The sequence below is a fragment of the Xanthomonas sp. WHRI 10207 genome, assembly GCF_040202975.1.
In the GTDB taxonomy this organism is placed as follows: Bacteria; Pseudomonadota; Gammaproteobacteria; order Xanthomonadales; family Xanthomonadaceae; genus Xanthomonas.
Map to the genome: position 1 here is coordinate 744,716 of NZ_JBEGDX010000001.1, position 18,786 is coordinate 763,501.

Sequence of the window (18,786 nt, forward strand, 5' to 3'; positions counted from 1 at the left end):
TGCCTGAGAGCGGGCCGCGCACTTTACTACGGCTGCCGCGTCCACCGTCCAGACCGGCGCGCAGGCATTGCGCCCGGGCCGATGTGCCGCGTGCCGGGCGGCACGCGGCATCTTGCATCAGGCCGCGATGTCGTCGACGTGGCCCTGGTTCAATTCATCGGTAGTGGCTTCGCGCACTTCAACCACTTCGACTGCGAAGTGCAGGGTCTGCCCGGCCAGCGGGTGATTGCCGTCCACAGTCACCTGCTCCGGGCCAACGTCGGTCACGGTCACCAGGACCGGGCCCTGCTGGGTGCGGGCTTCGAACTGCACGCCGGGCACGACGTCAACATCGGTGGGGAAGGCATCGCGCGGCACGTGCTGGATCAGCTGTTCGTGACGTGGGCCATAGCCTTGTTCGGGCGCAACATCGGCAGTGAGCGTGTCGCCGATGCGCTTGCCGTCCAGTGCCTGCTCCAGGCCGGGAACGATGTTGCCGGCACCGTGCAAATAACTCAGCGGGGTGTCCGGGGTGGAGCGGTCCAGTACCAGGCCGCTGTCATCGGACAGCGTGTAGTGAATGGTCGCAACGCGACCTTGGCTGATTTCCATTGGAAACCTCCATGACGGGTGATCGAGGGGAGTGCATCGGCTGATTCACGATGCGAAGAGATGCTGCCTGCACACCGTAGGCAATCGCAGTGGATCATGCAACCGCAGCAGGCGTTGCGGTTTGGGCGAGGATCAGCTTGGTGCACTGCCTGGCACGACGCTGCTGCAAGCCAATGCGGTACCACGCAGGCTTGTGTGTGACGGTCGTGCGGTTCGGCTCGCTACACGGCCCGTGTAGCAAGAGCGGCTAGCAACACATAGCGAGCAGTCGTCAGAGAGGTGTGGACGGCGTGCTCAACACCGGAGTGCACGCGTGGTCCATGTCGCACCGAGCACCCGCCGTGCTCGCCTGGCGGTGAATACAGTGGTTTTGTTGGCTGTTCTAATGCGTTTGCCGCCGGTTCGCTGCGTCACGGTACAGCACGCATGGCGCTAAAACGCGCACATCGAGCGCGCAGCGCAGCTACATTAGCCGACTGTGTGCGCATTCACTCCGTCTGCGCACCACGCTCGATCTGTGCGCGGCGCGCGCGCCAGGTTTCCGGTGTCTGCGGTTTGATGAACAACGCGGTGAGCTCGGGATGCTGGCGCTTGGCTGCCGCTTCGATGCGCCCGACGCAGGCCTCGATCTGCGGCGTGGTGCGGCTGTCTTCGAACTCGGCGCTGAGCGCGGCAACCACCTGGTTCGGGCCCATCTGCATGGTCAGCACGCCGTTGGCGGCGCGCACATCCGGGTCGCTGGCGGCAATGCGGAGCAGCGACTCGGTGACATGCGCATGCGCGGGTTCGCCAATCAGCAAGCCCTTGGTTTCGCGCGCCAGCAGGAACGCGGTGAAAGCGAGCACACCGGCAATGCCGATCGATGCGATGCCGTCGAGCTCGGGCATGTCGAACAACTGTGCGCCGGCCAGGCCAAGCAGTGCCATGAACAGGCCGATCAACGCGGCGCTGTCTTCCAGCAAGACAGTAAAGGTGCTGGGATCCTTGCTCTGGCGAAACGCCTCGAAGTAGCCCATGCGGCCCTTTTTGGCACGAAATTCGCGCAGTGCCACCACCCAGGAGATGCCTTCGAACACGATCGAGACACCGAGCACGCAGTAGGCGACAAGATGGCTCTTGGCCGGCTCTGGATGACGCAGATGCACGATGCCTTCGTAGAGCGAGACGCCGGCGCCCATCGCAAACACCAACAGCGCGACGATGAAACTCCAGAAGTACAGCTCGCGCCCGTAACCGAATGGGTGTGTCGGCGTGGGTGCTTGCGCGGCACGACGCAAGCCGTACAGCAGCAGTACCTCGTTAACGGTGTCCACCAGCGAATGCACACCTTCGCTGAGCATGGCCGAGCTGCCGGAAATGCCTGCAGCAATGAATTTGGCCACTGCGATGGCCAGATTGCCGGCCAGCGCGACGTAAACCACCAGGTGCGAGCCCTTGGGTTTTGCAGGGCCGCTGGATCCGGCATCGCTGGGTCCGCCCTCGGCGTTGCCAGCGTGTGCGGCGCTCGATGTGGGGGGCACTGGCGGGTTGGACACGTGCGACCTGCGGGGTATTCGATAAGCGCTGCACTATCGCGCCGTGGCCGTGCCGGGTGCGTGATCGCAGCGCCGGGGAGCTACAATCCACGCCCGTTTCGATCAAGGAATTGCATGTCTACCGTTCCCGCCTGCCCGCAATGCGGCCAGGACAACACCTATGCCGACGGCGCGTTGTCGATCTGCGCGGAGTGCGGTTTCGAATGGACTGCAGGCGAGGCCACCGCGAGCGCGACGGTCGTGCGCGACAGCAACGGCAACGTGTTGCAGGCTGGCGACACGGTGACGGTGATCAAGGATCTCAAGGTCAAGGGCGCGTCGATTCCGCTCAAGCAGGGCACGGTGATCCGCAATATCCGCCTGGTCGAAGACGATGCCGAACATATCGAAGGCAACTCGGAAAAGATCAAGGGGCTGGTGCTGAAGACCTGCTTCTTGCGCAAGGCGTGAGCGTCACTCGCGGGTAAGTCGCCCGCGCAGGAATGCGCTTGTGCGCGATGCGTGCAGCAGAGCTGCACCGCGCGCGCTCCCGCAGCGCAGTGCAGCGTCTGTCTTGTAGGCGCCATCAATCGCGCGGATACACCGCCGCCACCATGCAGCTCTGGCGCATCCGCGCAAACTGCCCGCCGCGCATGGTGCTCAGGTCGCCTTGCTGGCCCGTCCCGACGCCTGCGCCGGCAAGGCCGATTTCGTCGAGTACATCGACCTTGTCGCCGGGATTGCCGCAGATCGCATTCAAGCCCATGCCGGACACGAAGCGGATCGGCGGTGCGCCGCTGAGTTCGCGGCAGCTGTCCATCAACTCGACGCGATAATGGCGATGCGTGCCGGGATGGCGTGGCGACACTTCCACCACCAGGCCCTGCGCGTCTTCCGACCATGCGCGCAGCATGCTGGGATTGAAGCAGTAGCTGGACGAGCCGGCGAAGTTGCGACGACGTGCTTCGCGCACGCTGACGCCTTCCAGTGTGGGCACACCGTCGCGGTCGCGCTGCCGGGCAATGCCGGCGTAGTCGCGCGCGCTGAGCGTGGTGACCTGGCTGATGGCGCACCGTTGCTGCCCGGCGCTGACATACGCCTGCGCGCCATTGCAGACCCAACCGTGCGGCGCGAGCAGATTGGCATCTGCCTGCGCGGCGAGCTGTGGGCAGTCCTGCGCCAACTGCAGGCGGAACAGGCGTCCGTCGTGTTGTGCTACAGCAAGCGTACGCGCATCGGCCTGATGCAATTCCGTCACCTGGCGCGCATCCAGGCAGTCCGCGCTTGGCGGCGCAGGACGCGTGGCTTGTGCCGATGCATCGGCCATGGTGCATGCCATCACGTTGATGCCGAACAGAACCGCAGCGAGCAGGCGCATCACGCACATCCTTGGCAATGAGGTAACCGCATCATGTGCCAGCAGCGCTGTGCTGACAATCGCGCATCGGCAGCGAAGGAGCACCCAGTCGAAAGGACACGCCGCGCGCTGAGGATGCCGGCATGCAGTACGCAGCTAACGCCGCAGGTGCCTGCCTGTCCAGGCAGAGTGCTGATAGCGCGCTCATGGTGTTTCAGGCGGATCCGAATCCAGCACCTGCAGCTTGGCGCCGGTGGTCTCGGGCAGGATGCGCTGGTCGGTGGCGACCAACACCACGCCAGGGGTCAGCAGCGGCAGCAGCCCGGCCAGAAATGCGGGCGGCACCTGCAGGCGCGCGACGGTGCTGGCGTCCAGCGCCTGCCCTGCCGCGGCGGTACTGCCGGGAATGCCGATCCGCATCCAGTTGGGCATGCGCTGACCAGGCAGCCCGGGGAGGTCGCCCGGCAAAAAGCCCTGGCCGACGATGAAAGCCTGCGTGCCCAGCGGTGCGGCGCCGGGCTCTGCGTGCAAGGCGACTTGCGCGCGCCCGATTTCCACACCGTTGCGGTAGACCACCAGTTGCTGGTCGGTACTGCTGATCAGCATCGAGATCGGGCCGGCCGGCGCCAGATCCGGCTGCCAGGCAAATGCCTGGCCGTTGGGTAGCGGCAGCAGGGCGCGCTCGGCGCCGGTGGTGGGATCGATCGGGCTGAGCGCGCGCGGATGCACCACATCGTCGGCACTGATGCCGGCCTGCGCGACCACCACCACCATGCCCATGTTGGAATTGTCGAACAGCAGTCGCGCAAATTCGGACGGCAGATGTACGCAACCGTGCGACTCCGGATAGCCGGGCAGGCCGCCGGCGTGCAGGGCGACGCCGTCCCAGGTCAGCCGCTGCTGATACGGCATGGGGGCGGCGTTGTAGATGTTGGAGCGATGGTCCTTGTCCTTCTGCAGGATGGTGAACACACCGGTCGGCGTTTCGTGCCCGGGCTTGCCGGAGCTGATGGTGGACACGCCGATCAGGATGCCGTTGCGATATGCATAGGCGCGTTGTTCGGTCAGGCTGACAATCACCGCCATCGGCCCCCAGCCTTTGCTGACGCCACCCCAGATCCATTCGCCCGGCTTGAGTTGCGTGGGCAGGGTATCGGCAGGGCTGGACTGGCGCGCGCCCCAGAACGGCACGGCAAGCGCTTGCCCGCCGATCAGCAACGTGCAGCACAGGGCAAACGAGAGAAAGCAGCGCATTGGAATTCCAGCAGCAAGGGCTGGCTGGATGCTATCCGGATGCAACGGGCGCGTCATGTAGCGACGCTGTGGTGTCGGCGCGACACGCGAAGGGTGGCCTTGCACGCAGGCTGATCAACCGGGCTTGTCTGCGGTCGCCGCGCTGCACGGCGTCGCGCGTTGTACGCGCGATGCATTCGCTGCCCGATCACCGCCGCTTCGTTGCAGCGGTGATCGGGCGAGCTGTGGTCGGAATCAGTCCGCCAGTGCGGGGTAATCCGTATAACCCTTGGCACCGCCACCGTACAGGGTGGCCTGGTCGACGGCTGCCAGCGGTGCTTTCTCGTGTAGGCGACGCACCAGATCCGGGTTGGCAATGAAGGGGCGGCCGTAAGCGATCGCATCGGCGTAGCCGCTGCTGATGGCGTGTTCGGACATGCCACGGTCGTACCCGTTGTTGGCAATCCATGCACCATCGAACTTGGTACGCAATGCAGCGTAGTCGAAGGCGATGTTGTCGCGCGCGCCACCGGTGGCGCCTTCGATCACGTGCACGAAGGCCAGCCCGCCGATCAGGTTGAGCCGCTCGACCGCACGTTCGAACAACGGCTGCGGATCGGAGTCGTGTGCGCCGTACACCGGGGTCACCGGCGACAACCGCACCCCGGTACGCTCGGCACCGATCTCGTCGGCGATGGCCTGCACCACTTCGCTCAGCAGGCGTGTGCGGTTTTCGATGTCGCCGCCGTAGGCGTCGGTGCGCTTGTTGGAGCCATCGCGCAGGAACTGGTCGAGCAGATAGCCGTTGGCGGCATGCACCTCCACGCCATCGAAACCGGCATCGATCGCGTTGCGCGCAGCGAGACGGTAATCCTCGATCAGTGCGGGAATTTCATCCAGTGCCAGGGCGCGCGGCTCGGATATATCTTCAAAGCCGCTCTTGGTGTAGGTCTTGCCTTCGGCGCGAATGGCGCTGGGCGCAACCGGCACTTCGCCAGGGGGCAAGACGCTGGTGTGCGAGACGCGGCCGACATGCCATAGCTGCAGCACGATCTTGCCGCCACGGCGATGCACTTCGTCGGTGACTACGCGCCAGCCTTCGACCTGCGCCTGGGTGTAGATGCCGGGGGTGTCCAGATACCCCTGGCCGAGCGGACTGATCTGCGTGCCTTCTGCAACGATCAGGCCGGCGGTGGCGCGCTGGCCGTAATACTCGGCGGCGAGCGGCGAGGGCACCTGGCCGGCGCCGGCGCGGTTGCGCGTCAGCGGCGCCATGATCACGCGGTTGGCAAGATCCAATGCGCCCAGGCGCACCGGGGAGAACAACGGAGATTCAGTGGATTTGGACATCAGCAACCAGTTCGAGTTGGATCGCGCGCCAGGCGCGGCACCACGCCGATCGCGGTGCTCCACAGCGATGGTGGCGGACCCAAGCAGATTCGAGCGATGCCAGTAGGACACTGCGTCTCCAGTGCGCCAACGCGCGGCGAACCGTGATGTGCTGAGGGTTGGCGCTGAATCGCTGCAAGAACACGCCTTTCGCTAATTGCTGCATTGCACAATAATAAGCCGCCCCGTCATCCTGGAGTCGGGCATGTCCGATATCGATCTCTCAACGCCGCGCGTGCCACGGCGCGATTACGTGCTGATCCTGCTTGCGCTGGCGATGGGCGGTTTTGCGATCGGCATCAGCGAGTTTTCCACAATGGGCCTGATGACGCAGATCGCGCAGGGCCTGCAGATCAGCGAGCCGCAGGTGGGCCATGTCATCAGTGCGTATGCGCTGGGTGTGGTGGTCGGCGCGCCGTTGCTGGCGATCCTGGGCGCGCGCTGGCCGCGTCGCACCTTGTTGTTGCTGCTGATGGTGTTCTACGCGCTGGGCAACCTTGCCAGTGCGTTGGCGCCGAGCTACCACACGATGTTGTTGTGTCGCTTCATCGCCGGGCTGCCGCACGGCGCATATTTTGGCGTCGCTTCGTTGGTTGCCGCTTCGATCAGCCCGCCCAATCAACGTGCCACTGCGGTGGGGCGCGTGCTGCTGGGCTTGAGCGTTGCCTTGCTGGTGGGTAACCCGCTGGCGACCTGGCTGGGGCAGATCGTGAGCTGGCGCTGGGCGTATGCGTCGGTGTCGGTGATTGCGCTAGGCACGGTCGCGGCGGTGGCTGCATTGTTGCCGCCTGCGCCGGACGAGCCACGTCAGCAGCCATTGCGCGAGTTGCGTGCGTTCAACCAGCCGCAGGTGTGGTTGGCGTTGGCGATCGGCGCTGTGGGGTTTTCCGGGATGTTCTGCGTTTTCAGTTATCTGGCGCCGACCCTGACCGCGGTCACTGGCGTAGCGCCTGCGCGCATTCCGTTGGCGATGGCCGCATTCGGCGTCGGTGGCGTGCTCGGCAGCATCCTTGGCGGATGGTTGTTCGACCGCATGCAATTCCGCGCGGTGCCGGTGCTGTTGGTGTGGTCGATCGTAGTGATGCTGACCTTCCCGCTGGCTGCGCATTCGGGCCTGTGGGTGTTCGTTTCCATTGTGGCGGTCGGCACGATGGGCGCTCTGGCGCCGGCGTTGCAGACCCGCCTGATGGACGTGGCAGCCGAAGCGCAGACGCTGGCCGCAGCGTCCAACCACGCCGCCTTCAATACCGCAAATGCCTTGGGCCCCTGGCTGGGCGGCATGGCGATCACCGCAGGCTGGGGCTGGACCTCTACCGGGTATGTGGGTGCAGCCACCGCACTCGGCGGGTTGCTGGTCTACGCGCTGGCGGTGTGGCAAGAGCAACGTCAGCACAGTGTTGCGACCAACGGCTGAGTGGCTGACCGACTTAGCTGCGTGCGCTGATGGGCGTGCGCTGCGCCGCCGATCGCAGCGCTTTGTAGATCCTGGTGATTTACGTGCCATCCCTGCATCTGTGACGTGCACGGCGCGTGCTCGCTGACAGCACGAGTGGTTGAGCAGCGACACACTGCGCTCGCGTTCGCTGCAGATGCAAGTGGCGACTGCGTGCGAGCATCGCATCCACAAACAACTCACGGCCGCGCGTCGAGACTGCCCGCACTGCAACCGGACCGAACAGCGCCATGACCGACTTCACTCCACCGCCGTGGAAGCGTCCCAATCCCAAGCGAAAGGCCGCCTCCACACCGTTGACCGACGCACAGAAGGCCGCCGCGAAGCAGCGTGCAGAAGAGGCCGGGCGCCCCTATCCGAATCTGGTCGACAACATGTGGGCGAGTCGCCAGCCGAAGGGATCTTGATGCGTCGTTGCCAACGATGAATCGCAATTCATCGGCCGCACGATGGCGTGAGGACGATGCCCGTATCGCTCACATGCCGATTATGGTCGCGCCGCCAGGATGCAGCCGTACACAAGGTCACGGCATCGCAATCAAACCATCGATTGCGCTTCTCCCCGAAAGCCAGCGCATTGCATCCCTCGCGACGCTGGTGCATCCAACAAGGAGCGACACATGAGCATTCAGAGCAAGACCGAGCATAGCCTCAACGACCTCATCGCCATCTCCCGCGACGGCAAGGACTTCTACGACGAAGCCGCTGCCAAAGTGGGCGATGTAGAGCTGGCGACGTTGTTCCGCCGCATTGCCGGGGTCAAGACCGACATCGTCAGCAGCCTAAGCAGCGTGGTCGCATCGGCCGGCGGCACGCCGGAAAAGCACGGCACCATGGTCGGCAGCATGCAGCAGTTCTACGGCAAGGTGCGCGCAACGTTGGGCGATACAAAGTACGGCTACGTGGCCGAGCTGGAAGAATCCGAAGATCGCCTACTGAAGGCCTTCGATGAAACCATCGCCGATGCCGACACGCCGGCTGCCGCACGCGATGCTGCACTGCGTCTGTTGCCGGAGGTGCGTGCATGTCACGACGTGATGCGCAACCGCAAGCATGCGATGAAAAACGCCGCGTAAGGCGTCGCAAGACCGAAGTGCATTTGCACTGATGCAGCTCTCGGAGTAAATCGATACAGGCGGGAAACGGGTAGCGCAAGCTGCCCGTTTCTTTTTGTGCGTGCAGCATGCCGCGCGCCAGCTGGCGAACAAATCACCACGGCGGCAGTCCCGTTCCACGCTGACGAAGTGTTCCACGTGGGCGCGGGGTTGCGCGGCGTATTCGCACACGCATCAGGTCTGCTAGTATCCGCCGCCCTTCTTCAGCCAGGCCCGCGCAGGCGGTCGTGGAATTACCCATGAAGCAGCAGTTTCTATATCTGTCATCGGCCGAGGCGCAGTTGTCGCTGGGCCTGGGGGAAGAGAAGACCACCGAGCGGCTGTTTTTTGCGGTGATGGCCGATGCGGCCACCGCCGTGCACGCGGCGGGCATCGCCGAGGGGCTGCTGCAGAGCGGTCAGGTGGATGGCAAACCGCTGGGGCGCGAGCGGCTGCATGTGACCTTGCACCATCTGGGCGATTACGCCGGTGGGCTGCCGCCTTCGTTGGTGAGCCGTGCCAGTCAAGCGGCCGAGCGTGTGGCGATGGAAGCCTTCGACGTCGAGTTCGATCGCGTCGTCACCTTCGGCGGGCGACGCTCGCAACTGCCGTGCGTGCTGCGTGGCGAAGAGCGCGTGCGCGGACTGTATGCGTTGCAAGGGGCGCTTGGCCGTCAGCTGGCGCATGTGGGCATCGCCGGCGATGCGCAGTACACGCCGCATATGACGCTGCTGTATTGCAACCAGACGTTGCCGCAACGGCGCTGCGATGCGCTTGCCTGGACGGTGCGCGACTTTGCGTTGGTGCGCAGCTTTTTGGGCCAGTCGCGTTACCAGATCGAAGGCCGCTGGCCGCTCCGTTGAGCCGCAACGGTGTGTGCAGACGCGCGCACACGCGGTAGCCTGCGCGCATGGATGCCACCACACCCCTGCCGTTGCATGCCGACCATCTGGCCGCGTTGGAGCAGGCCTATGCCACGCCGCCGCGCGCTTACCATCACTTCGGCCATGTGCGCGCACTGCTGCAGCACTATGCCGAGGTGGCTGCCGGGCCGGGGTGGCAGCAGCCGGTGGAGGTCTGGCTGGCGGTACTGTTCCACGATGCGATCTATCAGCCCGGGCGCAGCGATAACGAAGCCGAATCTGCGCAGTGGGCCATGGACTGCATCCCGCGCTGGTGGCCGCAGGCCGAGGTGGATCTGCAACGCGTGCAGGCGCTGATCCTGCTCACCGCGCGCCATGGGCAACTGCAACCCCAGGATGTGGACGAGGAGGCGGCGCTGTTCCTCGATTGCGACATGGCAATTCTGGCCGCGCCCGCCGCCATTTTCGATGCCTACGACCGGGCGATCGCAGAGGAATACCGCGGCCATGTCCCCGCGTTGCTGTTCCGGCTCAATCGCCGCCGCTTCCTGGCCGGGCTGCTCAAGCGGCCGCGCATCTTTCTCAGCGCGTATTTTCACGCACGCATCGATTCGGCAGCGCGCGACAACCTGCGTCGCCGGCTGGGCCGCTGAGCCGGCGCTTCTGCCGCGCGCCGCGTCAACCAGATGCTGCGGATGCGCACGCTACAATGGCCGCATGCACGACAGCGCCAGTTCCGCCTCCGATCCACGTCCGCAAGCGCCGCAGGCACCCGCGCCCAACGAGTGTTGCGAGAGCGGCTGCCCGTTGTGCGTGCACGATCTGTATGCCGAGGAACTGACACGTTACCGCCAGGCCCTGGCCGCCTGGGAGGAACGTCAGGCGGCACAGGCGCGATGAGCGAAACGTCGCGCTTCGCGGCGACTGCCGGAACGATTATCTTTGGATCACTTTTCCCGATGGTGCGACATGCGACGACTTGAACGATGGAGCGCGCTCTGCGGCGCGGCGGTGTTGACGCTGTCGGGAGTGGCCGCCGCACAGGCTCCGGAACCGGTCAGCCACGGGCGTTTTGAACAGATCCCGGTGTTGATGCCCAAGGGCGAGCCGCAGCGGGTGGTGATCTGGCTGGCGGGCGCGGGCAATGCCGGCACGCGTCAGGCTCAGGCGCAAGCCCTGCGCGACGATGGCGCGATGGTAGCGGTGGTCGATACCGCGCATCTGTACGCGGTCCTGCGCAAGGCCGGCGGCACGTGCACGTTTTCGGTAGGCGATGTGGAGAATTTCTCGCGCTATCTGCAGGCCTTCTATCACATCCCCACGTATCGGCTGCCGTTGCTGGTGGGCGATGGCGAAGGTGCGGCGCTGGCCTACGCCATCGGTGCGCAGGCCAAGCCGCATGTGCTGGCTGGCGTGCTCACCGACGGCCTGTGCCCGGCCACGGTGTCCGATCAGGCGATCTGTCAGCCGGGTGTGCGCCCGGGCAGCAATAGTCTGGTTCCGGTGACGCTACAGATTCCCTGGGTGCTGGCCGGCAGCCAGGACAAGCGCTGCCCTGCGGCAGCCGAAGACGCCTTTCTCAAACAGATTCCGCAGGCCCGCACCTTCAAGCGGTCTGCGCAGGGCGACATCGTGCCTGGCTTGCGCGCCGCCGCCCGTTCGCTGGGCGAACAGAAGGGGGTGGCCCTGCCACCGCCACCGGGCGGTCTGACCGACCTGCCGGTGGTCGAGTTGCCGGCCAAACCCGACGGCGATAGCGACGACGATACGTTCGTGATTTTCGTGTCCGGCGATGGCGGTTGGGCCGGGCTGGACGAAGAAGTGGCCGACGCGCTTGCCGCGCAAGGCATCCCGGTGGTCGGGCTGGATTCGCTGCGCTACTTCTGGACCGAGCGCACGCCGCAAGGCTTCGCCACCGACCTGGACCGCATTGCGCGCGTCTATGCGCAGCGCTGGCAGCGCAAGCGCGTGGTGCTGATCGGCTTCTCGCAAGGCGCGGATGTGTTGCCGGCGGCGATCAACAAGCTGCCGACTGAGACCAAGCAGAACATCCGCATGACCGCGCTGTTGTCGGTGGGCAAGCTGGCCGACTACGAATTCCATGTCAGCAACTGGCTGGGCTCGGACGACGAAGGCCTGCCGATCGCGCCGGAAGTACAGCGTCTGCCGGCCGGCACCACGGTGTGCATCTACGGCCAGGACGACGACGATGCGTTGTGCCCGAGCCTGCCTGCGCAGGCCGCCAAGCGCGTGGCGCTGCCTGGCGATCACCACTTCAAGGGCGACTACGCCACCCTGGCCAAGGTGATCATGGAGCAGATGCACGGCCTGTCCAAACCCTGAAGTGCGGGGCGTCGCGAGGATGCCCCCTGCTGATCCGTCGCTGCGGCAAGCACGCAATCAAGAGCGGCTGACAACACGCCTGCGCTCACCGCCAGGCGGGCGGGGCCGGTCTTCGGTATGACAGGTGCCAGCCGCACGCGCTGGTTCTGCGTGCGCCAACCCGACGGCGGTTCGCTACGTGCTGCCAGCCGCTCCAAGCCGTGCAACCACATTGTGCGAGCGATGAACCCACCTGCGCCGAAGAGGGCACAGGTGCGTCAGCGGCCTTACTCCTGCCGGCCGGGGTCCACCGAGATCAGCCGGGTCACGTCCAGCAGCGCGGCGGGCAGATGCATGCCGCCGGGTGCGACCAGGTAGCGTGGGCGCCAGGTCGGGGCGAACTTCGACTTGAACCGACGCAGCCCGCTGAAGCCGTAAAAGCGCTCGCCATGGCGTGCGACCAGGCTGGCGAAGCGGTTCCAGCGACCAGCGAGGCGGTGTTCGGCCAACCCCGACAACGGCGCCATGCCCAGCGAGAACCGCGTATAGCCATTGGCCTGGCCCCACAGGAACAGCTCGATGAACAGGAAATCCATCGTGCCCTTGGGTGCCTCGGCGCTATGCCGCATCAGGTCCACCGACAGCTCGCCGCCGGCCGGTGCCCACCACACATTGGCGAAGGCCACGATCTGCCCTTCTGCCTCGGCCACTGCCACCGGGAAACGGCGCAGATACTCCGCATCGAAGCTGCCGAGCGAGAAGCCTTTTTCTTCGCCGGATTTTTCTTCCAGCCACTGTTCGGACACCTCGGCCAGGCGCGGCAACACCGCGTCCACCTGCTCGGGTTGCAGCATGCGAAAGGTCAGGCCGCCACGCTTGCCGCGGTTCCAGGCCTGGCGCAGATCGGCGCGGTCGCGGCCTTCCAGGGTGAAGCCCTCCAGCGGCACGATCGCTTCTTCGCCAAGCTTGACCAGGGTCAGGCCCATGTCCAGATACGTCTGCCAGTATTTTTCGCCGACCTGGTAGAACACCGGGCGCAGGCCCATGTGGTCGGCCTCCTCGCGGAAGCGCCAGATCAGTGCGCGTGCCACCTCCGGCGGGCCGACCGGGTCGCCCATCGAAATCAGCGAGCCGCCGTAGCGCTGCATCATCACAAAGCCACGGCCCTGCGCATCGAACAGAAACGCCTTGTCGCCGGTCAACGCCAGGCAGGCCTGGGTATCGGTACTGATCTCCAGAATCGGGGACAGCGTCTGCAGGGTTTGCGCATCGGCGGCCGGCATCGGTCGGCGCCCGCCACGCAGCAGCCGCGCCATGCCGAACACGATCACGCCCACGCATAGAATCAACGCCGCGCGCAGCGCACGCGGCGCATTGGCCGAGGTGGCGAATTGCCACCACAGGTCGTTGCTGTATTCGACATGGCTGTAGACGAAGAACAGCAGCCAGAAGGTGGCCACCAGCACCAGGCCCAGATTGCTCAACCAGCGCCATGACCAAGCTTCGTCCAGCAGCGCCCCCTGGCGGTAGAACTCGCGCCGCGCGGCCCACAGCGCGACTGCTGCCAGCGCCGCCGACAACGACACCGAGATATGGCTGCCGCGCAGCAGCGACAGTGGCGGCAGCAGCACGCACACGCCCAGCGCCAGCATCCAGGCCGCATGGCTGCGGCGCTGCAGGCCCTGGCCGATCAACAGCAGCAGCATGCCGCCCAGGCTGACCAGCAGATGCGAGGTTTCGATCAGTGGCAGCGGCGCGACCTGCTGCCGCGCGCGGGGCGTTGGCAGGGTGCCGTCGATGACCAGCGCCGCGCCCACCGCAAACACCGCCAACGCCAGAATCTGCGGCAGCCACGGGCGCAGCGCCTTCCACACCGTGCGTGCGGTGCTGGCGCTGGCGCGGACCGGTGCCCCCAGCCCGGAGGCAGCCGCCATCGCCACTGAAATCAGCAACGGCACGATGTAATAGGTGACGCGATACGCCAGCGCCGCGGCCAGCACGGCGGCAGGCGTTACATGCGGCAGCAGCTTGAGCAGGCTCCACTCGAACACGCCCAGCCCGGCAGGTACGGTGGAGATCAGGCCGGCCACCACTGCCACCAGCCAGATGCCGATAAAACCGAAGTAGCCGGTGCCCGGGTCCGGCGGCAGCAGCACGTAGAACGCCGCTGCAGCCAGGCCCAACTCGACCAGGCTGAGAGCGGTGACGCCGAGCACGGTGGTGCGGTCGGGCAGCCAGAAGCGATGGCTGCGGATGCCGAATTCGCGGCCCTGTTTGCCGACCAATACCAGCATCGCCACATAGCCGACCAGCAAGGCGATGCCGGCAATGCGGATGCCTTGGGCAGCGATCGGCAGGGCACGTGCGGCCGCTTCCGGTTCCAGCATCAGGGCAAGCCCGAGCAGCACCCAGGCACCGAAGATGAAGCCCAGCGTGCTCATCAGCACCACCTGGCCGATCTCGGCCAGGGTCAGCCCGACGCTGCCGTAGCCGCGCAAGCGCACCGCGCCCCCGGTCAGCGCGGCAAAGCCCAGGGTCTGGCCGACCGCATGCGCCATGAAGGCGGTGATGCCCACCCGCGCCGGATGCAGCCGCTTACCGGTGCGCTTGAGCCCGACCCAGTCGAAGCCCACCAGGCAGGCGTAGCTGCTCAACCCGAGCAGCAAGGTCAGTGCGATCTGCCCCGCCCCCAACGCCCGGAACGCCTGGCGGATCTGGCGGTACCCATGGTCGGTGAACTGTGAGGACAGCGCGTGCAGCGCCATCGCCAGGATCGCCAGGCTGATGATGACCGGCAGGGCGCGACGCCAACCGCTGGCAGACGCTTCGGAAGACACGGGGGTATCCGTCATGAGGGCAACGGGATCTGCATAAGAGGGAAGAAGGACGCATGCACGATACGTGCCGCGTGCGCAAAGATCTGCATGTGCCAGGCGGGTTGAAGAAGCATGCAGCGTGATCGCGATGTGCCGAAACGGGGGTGAACGCAGGCTCGTAAGAGCCGACACGTGTCGGTCCGGGACGGCCGCGCGCATCATAGGGCAAAGACGCATATGCGTGCCGCAGGCGAACCCGATGGACGGCGTCACCGTTGCAAGGCAGACAGGCTGCTGATGCGCACGACCGACTTTCGCACGCATGTTGCGCAGACCCTGCCGGGACGCGCGCCACGCTGGAGCGGGCATGCCGGTGGGGTGGCGGCAGTTGCCGGCATGGCCTTTATCGGCCTGGTATTCGCGTTGCAATGGCTGCGTGGCGATCTGTGGTGGATCGATGCGCAACTCAGCGCCTATCTGCATGGCGCCTACGGTCTGCTGCTGCGCACCGCCTACTGCCTGTTGGCTGCGGCGATGGCATGGCTGGCCGCTGGTCTGTATGCGGCGCTGGCACCGACGGCACGCAGCCGCACGGTGCTGGGATTGTTCTGGCTGGCAGCGCTGGGCTTGTGTGCGGTCTCCATCGGCGACAGCTGGATGCCGGTGCTGGCGCCGAACGCGGCAAAGCTGGTGCATGTGCTGTCGGCCGATGCCACGTTTCTGTGCGTGATCGCAGCGGTGTTGCTGCAGTCGTGGTACTTCCGCCGCGATCGCGCGTGGCGCGCACATGTTTTCAGCGCATGCGTGCTCGGTTGGGCGGCATTTGCGGCCTTGCTGTTCCACGTCACGGTTACCAGTGCACCGCTGGGGATCAGCCAGAAGATCGCCATCGTGCTGATCGTGGTCTGGATGGTGCGGGTGGGGCTGTGGCTGACGCGCACCGTACGGGGCAGTGCTGCACGCATCGCGCATTCGCGTGACAATGGCCGGGTCAATCAACCGTAGGAAGTCTGAAATGCTGCAGCGATTCGATGCGGGTCCGCGTATGTCCGAGATGACCGTCCATGGCGGCGTGTGCTACCTGGCCGGCCAGATTGCCGATGACACCAGCGAAGACATCACCGGGCAGACCCGCCAGGTGCTGGCCGAGATCGACAAACTGCTGTCGCTGGCGGCCAGCGACAAGACCAAGATCCTGCGCGCCGAAATCTACCTGGCCGATATCGCCGATTTCGACGGCATGAACGTCGCATGGGACGAATGGGTGCCGCACGGCTTCACGCCCGCACGCGCCACGGTCGAAGCCAAATTGGCGCGGCCGGAATGGAAGGTGGAGATCGTGATCACCGCCGCGGCGGGCTGATCGCGCACTCCATGCGGTAACCAACACGGCCGCGCATCCGATAGGGTGTGCGGCCGTGTCCAGTATCGGTTTGTCATCCCCGCGCACTGGGTTTTCGTGAACGCCGTATGCGCCTGGCACCGATGACGCTGCATGGCATTGGGTCAGCCGCGTTGTGCAGGGCGCGCTTCACCGTCGGCGGTTTGAAGCGCGTTGGCCGCTGACCTGGCTTGCGACGCGTTGCGCCCATCGCGCGATCGGTGCGCCTAGCGGGTTGCGCCTACGCTGCATGCCAACCATTGCGACGGCTCGCGTGATGTTTAGACGCGGATGCCTATCGAGGTGCGCCCCTGCTTGCCAGTCATCGCCACGCAGGCGTTTGAACGCGCTGTGCGCTCAGCGTTTGACGAAGCGGTAGTGCGCCACACCCCATTCGCGGCCGTGGTCGTAGCCGAACAGTTCTGCGCAGGCCAGCCAGAACATGCGCCAACGCTGCCACCAGCGCTGCGCGTCGTCGCCGTAGGTCTGCTTCAACAGCGGCATGATCTGCGCACGATGGCGGTCCTGATTTTCCAACCAGGCATTGGCGGTTTTTTCGTAATGCTCGCCCGACAAGACCCAGCGTTGTTCGATCACCACGTCCTGCTGGAAATGCAGCAGCGTATCGGCCGCCGGCATCAGCCCGCCGGTGAAGAAATGCCGCCCCATCCAGTTGTCTTCGCCAGCCACCTCGAACGGATAGGCCAGATCGCGGTGACAGAAGATGTGCACGAACAACTTGCCGCCGGGCGCCAGCCAGCTGCCCACGCGTGCAAGCAGATCGCGGTAGTTGCGCATGTGTTCGAACATCTCCACCGACACCACGCGGTCGAAATTACCCGGCGGCAGTGCCAGCGCATTGACGTCGGCGGTGATGACCTGCACGTTGCCCAGGCCGCGCACGCGGCACTGCTCCAGGATATGCGCGCGCTGCGGGCGCGAGTTGGACACCGCAGTGATGGTGGCGTTGGGGTAGCGCTCGGCCATCCACAAGGTCAGCGAGCCCCAGCCGCAGCCCAGCTCCAGAATGCGTTGGCCGTCGGCCAGCTCGGCGCGTTCGCCGTATAGCCCCAGCATGCGTTCTTCGGCCGCGTCCAGGTTCGGCGTGCTCGCGTCCCAATAGCAGCTGCTGTATTTCAGCCGCTTGCCCAGGCACAGGGTGAAGAACTGCGGTGGCAATTCGTAGTGCTGGCGATTGGCGGCATCGGTTTCGATCGCGATCGCGCTGGCGCGCAGGCTGTCGATGAAAGCGCGCTGCCGCTCGCCGTTGGCATCGGCATCGCCGCCGCGCTCATCGCGCAGACGCTGCGCGCACAGACGCCGTATGCCGTGACGCAACGCGGCGTCGGGCAGCACGCCGGATTCGGCCAGACGGGTGGCAAAAGCTTCTTCGGGCAGCGCGGAGGGCGGGGCGGTGACGGTGGACATGCAACTCTCCAGGCAACTCAGGACGAAGGGGGAAGCGGGAAAAACGCACTGGTGGTGCGCTGGTACTGCGCGTAATCCTCACCACGCGAGCGCAGGGCCTGCTGCTCGGTGTAGGGAATACCGGTGAAGCGATACAAAAACACGAACATCACCACCGGCCCGAGCGCGCACAGCGCCACCGGCCAGGGCCCGGCGCCGACCGCCAGGGCCAGATAGGCGAACCAGTGCACGAACTCGAAGAAATAATTGGGGTGGCGCGAATACCGCCACAGCCCGGTGCGACAGGTCTTGCCACGATTGGCCGGGTCGGCCTTGTGCGCAGACAACTGCCGGTCGGCCAGTGCCTCGCCACCGACCGCAATCAACCACACCACGATCGCCAGCGTGCTCCACACGCTCCATGCCGGGTTCGGGTTGCTGGCCGCAGCCAGGAACGGCACCGCAAACAGCACCACCACCACCGCCTGGGCCAGGAAGAAGCCGAGGAACTTGCGCTGGTCGCCGTTCCAATGCTCACGTAGCGCGCGATAACGGCCGTCTTCGTGCGGGTCGCCGAACACGCGGACACCCAGATGCCAGGCCAGACGTGCGCCCCATAGACCACCAAGCACTGCCACCAACACGCGCGGCAGCGGCGCACCGTCGGACATCCACGCGCAATACGGCGCAGCTACCGCCAGGCAGGCGGCCCACAACACGTCGACCGGGCCGGCATTGCCGCTGCGGCGCTGCCAGAGCCAGCCCAGCACCATCACCCCACTTGCGAATACGCCCACATGCAGCAGCGGCCACACAGTCATTGCAGTTCTCCGGTCTTATGGTGTGGCAATGGTCGCGCCAGACGCCGTGCATACAGCGACAACACACCGCAGGCCACGCCCCAGCCGATGCCGACCGCGAGGACCGCATGCAGCAACGGTGGCCCCAGTTCCACCGCATGCCAGCTGCGTTGCGCCAGCCAGTACGAAAACGGGCCGAAGATGGCGCCCAGCAACACCGCCAGCCAGGGGCGTTGCATCACGCTGCGCAGCGAATGATTGAGCGTGAGCGCAAAGCCCAGCCACAGCGCCAGGATCCAAGGCGGGGCGAGCACGCTGCCAGGCCAGGGTGCGGCATAACGCACCCAGCCTCCGGCCGCCAACGTGGTGTCCAGCAGCAAGCCCAGCGCCAATGCCGCGATCAGTAACGGCACATCGCCCATCGCGCGTCGCGAAGGCCACAGTTGATACAGCGCAAACAGCGCCAGTACCAGCAGCGGCGGCCACACGCGCCCGTCCGCGGCGGCGGCCACTGCCACCACCCAGAGCACCTGCAAGCCGAGATAGTTACCGAGCTGCTTCATACG

19 protein-coding genes and 1 other RNA gene are annotated in these 18,786 nt (G+C 65.7%); 10 read left to right on the forward strand and 10 right to left on the reverse strand.

All coding sequences use genetic code 11. The annotated features are described in order from the left end of the window. Window positions 1-117 precede the first annotated feature (117 nt). The 3 genes from ABQU90_RS03315 to ABQU90_RS03325 form a co-directional block, all read right to left on the reverse strand. Window positions 118-591, reverse strand: a complete 474-nt coding sequence (locus ABQU90_RS03315; protein WP_055845266.1) for an FKBP-type peptidyl-prolyl cis-trans isomerase — start codon at window positions 589-591, stop codon at window positions 118-120. A gap of 245 nt (window positions 592-836) precedes the next feature. After that, a non-coding RNA gene (locus ABQU90_RS03320) (sX9 sRNA) lies at window positions 837-913 on the reverse strand. A gap of 166 nt (window positions 914-1,079) precedes the next feature. After that, complete coding sequence (locus ABQU90_RS03325; RefSeq protein WP_407078736.1) at window positions 1,080-2,126, reverse strand: cation diffusion facilitator family transporter; 1,047 nt, start codon at window positions 2,124-2,126, stop codon at window positions 1,080-1,082. A 114-nt stretch (window positions 2,127-2,240) separates the two neighbouring features. Between ABQU90_RS03325 and ABQU90_RS03330 the strand changes: the two genes are divergently transcribed. Then, window positions 2,241-2,576, forward strand: coding sequence for a zinc ribbon domain-containing protein YjdM (locus tag ABQU90_RS03330; RefSeq protein WP_311239362.1), 336 nt, complete (start codon window positions 2,241-2,243; stop codon window positions 2,574-2,576). A 115-nt stretch (window positions 2,577-2,691) separates the two neighbouring features. Here the strand turns inward: ABQU90_RS03330 and ABQU90_RS03335 are convergent, their stop codons facing one another. The 3 genes from ABQU90_RS03335 to ABQU90_RS03345 form a co-directional block, all read right to left on the reverse strand. Beyond that, complete coding sequence (locus ABQU90_RS03335) at window positions 2,692-3,492, reverse strand: hypothetical protein (protein WP_323521966.1); 801 nt, start codon at window positions 3,490-3,492, stop codon at window positions 2,692-2,694. Between the two features lie 174 nt (window positions 3,493-3,666). After that, on the reverse strand, window positions 3,667-4,716 hold the full coding sequence (locus tag ABQU90_RS03340) for a L,D-transpeptidase (RefSeq protein ID WP_323521968.1): 1,050 nt from the start codon (window positions 4,714-4,716) through the stop codon (window positions 3,667-3,669). 234 nt (window positions 4,717-4,950) lie between these two features. Then, window positions 4,951-6,045 carry an alkene reductase gene (locus ABQU90_RS03345; RefSeq protein ID WP_323521970.1) on the reverse strand — a complete coding sequence of 365 codons (1,095 nt, stop codon included), beginning with the start codon at window positions 6,043-6,045 and terminating at the stop codon, window positions 4,951-4,953. Window positions 6,046-6,289: 244 nt separating this feature from the next. On the opposite strand from ABQU90_RS03345, the gene ABQU90_RS03350 reads away from it, so the two are divergent. The 7 genes from ABQU90_RS03350 to ABQU90_RS03380 all read left to right on the forward strand — a co-directional run bounded on the left by ABQU90_RS03350 (window position 6,290) and on the right by ABQU90_RS03380 (window position 11,837). After that, window positions 6,290-7,498 (forward strand): MFS transporter, encoded by a 1,209-nt coding sequence (locus ABQU90_RS03350; RefSeq protein ID WP_323521972.1) that lies wholly within the window; start codon window positions 6,290-6,292, stop codon window positions 7,496-7,498. Window positions 7,499-7,767: 269 nt separating this feature from the next. Continuing rightward, a complete protein-coding gene (locus ABQU90_RS03355; protein WP_115514409.1) occupies window positions 7,768-7,944 on the forward strand; it encodes a hypothetical protein in 177 nt (58 codons plus the stop codon). 213 nt (window positions 7,945-8,157) lie between these two features. After that, window positions 8,158-8,613, forward strand: a complete 456-nt coding sequence (locus tag ABQU90_RS03360) for a PA2169 family four-helix-bundle protein (protein WP_055845257.1) — start codon at window positions 8,158-8,160, stop codon at window positions 8,611-8,613. Window positions 8,614-8,891: 278 nt separating this feature from the next. Then, a complete protein-coding gene (locus ABQU90_RS03365; RefSeq protein WP_323521974.1) occupies window positions 8,892-9,494 on the forward strand; it encodes a 2'-5' RNA ligase family protein in 603 nt (200 codons plus the stop codon). A 47-nt stretch (window positions 9,495-9,541) separates the two neighbouring features. Then, window positions 9,542-10,147 carry an HD domain-containing protein gene (locus ABQU90_RS03370; RefSeq protein WP_055845253.1) on the forward strand — a complete coding sequence of 202 codons (606 nt, stop codon included), beginning with the start codon at window positions 9,542-9,544 and terminating at the stop codon, window positions 10,145-10,147. Window positions 10,148-10,211: 64 nt separating this feature from the next. After that, window positions 10,212-10,394, forward strand: coding sequence for an oxidoreductase-like domain-containing protein (locus ABQU90_RS03375; protein WP_115512170.1), 183 nt, complete (start codon window positions 10,212-10,214; stop codon window positions 10,392-10,394). 69 nt (window positions 10,395-10,463) lie between these two features. After that, window positions 10,464-11,837 carry a virulence factor gene (locus ABQU90_RS03380; protein WP_115561676.1) on the forward strand — a complete coding sequence of 458 codons (1,374 nt, stop codon included), beginning with the start codon at window positions 10,464-10,466 and terminating at the stop codon, window positions 11,835-11,837. Window positions 11,838-12,103: 266 nt separating this feature from the next. Here ABQU90_RS03380 and mprF read toward each other — a convergent pair whose 3' ends face one another. Beyond that, a complete protein-coding gene (gene mprF / locus ABQU90_RS03385; RefSeq protein WP_323521976.1) occupies window positions 12,104-14,668 on the reverse strand; it encodes a bifunctional lysylphosphatidylglycerol flippase/synthetase MprF in 2,565 nt (854 codons plus the stop codon). Between the two features lie 261 nt (window positions 14,669-14,929). Between mprF and ABQU90_RS03390 the strand changes: the two genes are divergently transcribed. Together ABQU90_RS03390 and ABQU90_RS03395 are read left to right on the forward strand one after the other, a co-directional pair. Further along, window positions 14,930-15,637 (forward strand): DUF998 domain-containing protein, encoded by a 708-nt coding sequence (locus ABQU90_RS03390; protein WP_323521977.1) that lies wholly within the window; start codon window positions 14,930-14,932, stop codon window positions 15,635-15,637. A 10-nt stretch (window positions 15,638-15,647) separates the two neighbouring features. Beyond that, window positions 15,648-15,995 (forward strand): RidA family protein, encoded by a 348-nt coding sequence (locus ABQU90_RS03395; RefSeq protein ID WP_115527410.1) that lies wholly within the window; start codon window positions 15,648-15,650, stop codon window positions 15,993-15,995. Window positions 15,996-16,370: 375 nt separating this feature from the next. Here the strand turns inward: ABQU90_RS03395 and ABQU90_RS03400 are convergent, their stop codons facing one another. From ABQU90_RS03400 to ABQU90_RS03410, 3 genes are read right to left on the reverse strand one after another with little or no spacing between them, the layout of a single operon-like run. Further along, complete coding sequence (locus tag ABQU90_RS03400; protein WP_115553347.1) at window positions 16,371-17,441, reverse strand: SAM-dependent methyltransferase; 1,071 nt, start codon at window positions 17,439-17,441, stop codon at window positions 16,371-16,373. A gap of 17 nt (window positions 17,442-17,458) precedes the next feature. Beyond that, a complete protein-coding gene (locus tag ABQU90_RS03405) occupies window positions 17,459-18,241 on the reverse strand; it encodes a DUF1295 domain-containing protein (RefSeq protein ID WP_323521979.1) in 783 nt (260 codons plus the stop codon). Beyond that, the gene (locus ABQU90_RS03410) at window positions 18,238-18,783 is read right to left on the reverse strand and encodes a DUF2878 domain-containing protein (RefSeq protein WP_323521981.1); all 546 of its coding nucleotides are present in this window, start codon (window positions 18,781-18,783) and stop codon (window positions 18,238-18,240) included. The genes ABQU90_RS03405 and ABQU90_RS03410 overlap by 4 nt, the downstream gene beginning before the upstream one ends. Window positions 18,784-18,786: the final 3 nt, after the last annotated feature.

What these genes read in the sequence shown, in the direction of transcription:
- ABQU90_RS03350 (WP_323521972.1), top strand. Translation starts at nt 6,290, where the DNA reads ATGTCCGATATCGATCTCTCAACGCCGCGCGTGCCACGGCGCGATTAC.
- mprF (WP_323521976.1), bottom strand. Translation starts at nt 14,668, where the DNA reads ATGACGGATACCCCCGTGTCTTCCGAAGCGTCTGCCAGCGGTTGGCGT.
- ABQU90_RS03400 (WP_115553347.1), bottom strand. Translation starts at nt 17,441, where the DNA reads ATGTCCACCGTCACCGCCCCGCCCTCCGCGCTGCCCGAAGAAGCTTTT.
- ABQU90_RS03390 (WP_323521977.1), top strand. Translation starts at nt 14,930, where the DNA reads ATGCGCACGACCGACTTTCGCACGCATGTTGCGCAGACCCTGCCGGGA.
- ABQU90_RS03330 (WP_311239362.1), top strand. Translation starts at nt 2,241, where the DNA reads ATGTCTACCGTTCCCGCCTGCCCGCAATGCGGCCAGGACAACACCTAT.
- ABQU90_RS03360 (WP_055845257.1), top strand. Translation starts at nt 8,158, where the DNA reads ATGAGCATTCAGAGCAAGACCGAGCATAGCCTCAACGACCTCATCGCC.
- ABQU90_RS03410 (WP_323521981.1), bottom strand. Translation starts at nt 18,783, where the DNA reads ATGAAGCAGCTCGGTAACTATCTCGGCTTGCAGGTGCTCTGGGTGGTG.
- ABQU90_RS03355 (WP_115514409.1), top strand. Translation starts at nt 7,768, where the DNA reads ATGACCGACTTCACTCCACCGCCGTGGAAGCGTCCCAATCCCAAGCGA.
- ABQU90_RS03335 (WP_323521966.1), bottom strand. Translation starts at nt 3,492, where the DNA reads ATGTGCGTGATGCGCCTGCTCGCTGCGGTTCTGTTCGGCATCAACGTG.
- ABQU90_RS03345 (WP_323521970.1), bottom strand. Translation starts at nt 6,045, where the DNA reads ATGTCCAAATCCACTGAATCTCCGTTGTTCTCCCCGGTGCGCCTGGGC.
- ABQU90_RS03315 (WP_055845266.1), bottom strand. Translation starts at nt 591, where the DNA reads ATGGAAATCAGCCAAGGTCGCGTTGCGACCATTCACTACACGCTGTCC.
- ABQU90_RS03340 (WP_323521968.1), bottom strand. Translation starts at nt 4,716, where the DNA reads ATGCGCTGCTTTCTCTCGTTTGCCCTGTGCTGCACGTTGCTGATCGGC.
- ABQU90_RS03375 (WP_115512170.1), top strand. Translation starts at nt 10,212, where the DNA reads ATGCACGACAGCGCCAGTTCCGCCTCCGATCCACGTCCGCAAGCGCCG.
- ABQU90_RS03405 (WP_323521979.1), bottom strand. Translation starts at nt 18,241, where the DNA reads ATGACTGTGTGGCCGCTGCTGCATGTGGGCGTATTCGCAAGTGGGGTG.
- ABQU90_RS03370 (WP_055845253.1), top strand. Translation starts at nt 9,542, where the DNA reads ATGGATGCCACCACACCCCTGCCGTTGCATGCCGACCATCTGGCCGCG.
- ABQU90_RS03365 (WP_323521974.1), top strand. Translation starts at nt 8,892, where the DNA reads ATGAAGCAGCAGTTTCTATATCTGTCATCGGCCGAGGCGCAGTTGTCG.
- ABQU90_RS03380 (WP_115561676.1), top strand. Translation starts at nt 10,464, where the DNA reads ATGCGACGACTTGAACGATGGAGCGCGCTCTGCGGCGCGGCGGTGTTG.
- ABQU90_RS03395 (WP_115527410.1), top strand. Translation starts at nt 15,648, where the DNA reads ATGCTGCAGCGATTCGATGCGGGTCCGCGTATGTCCGAGATGACCGTC.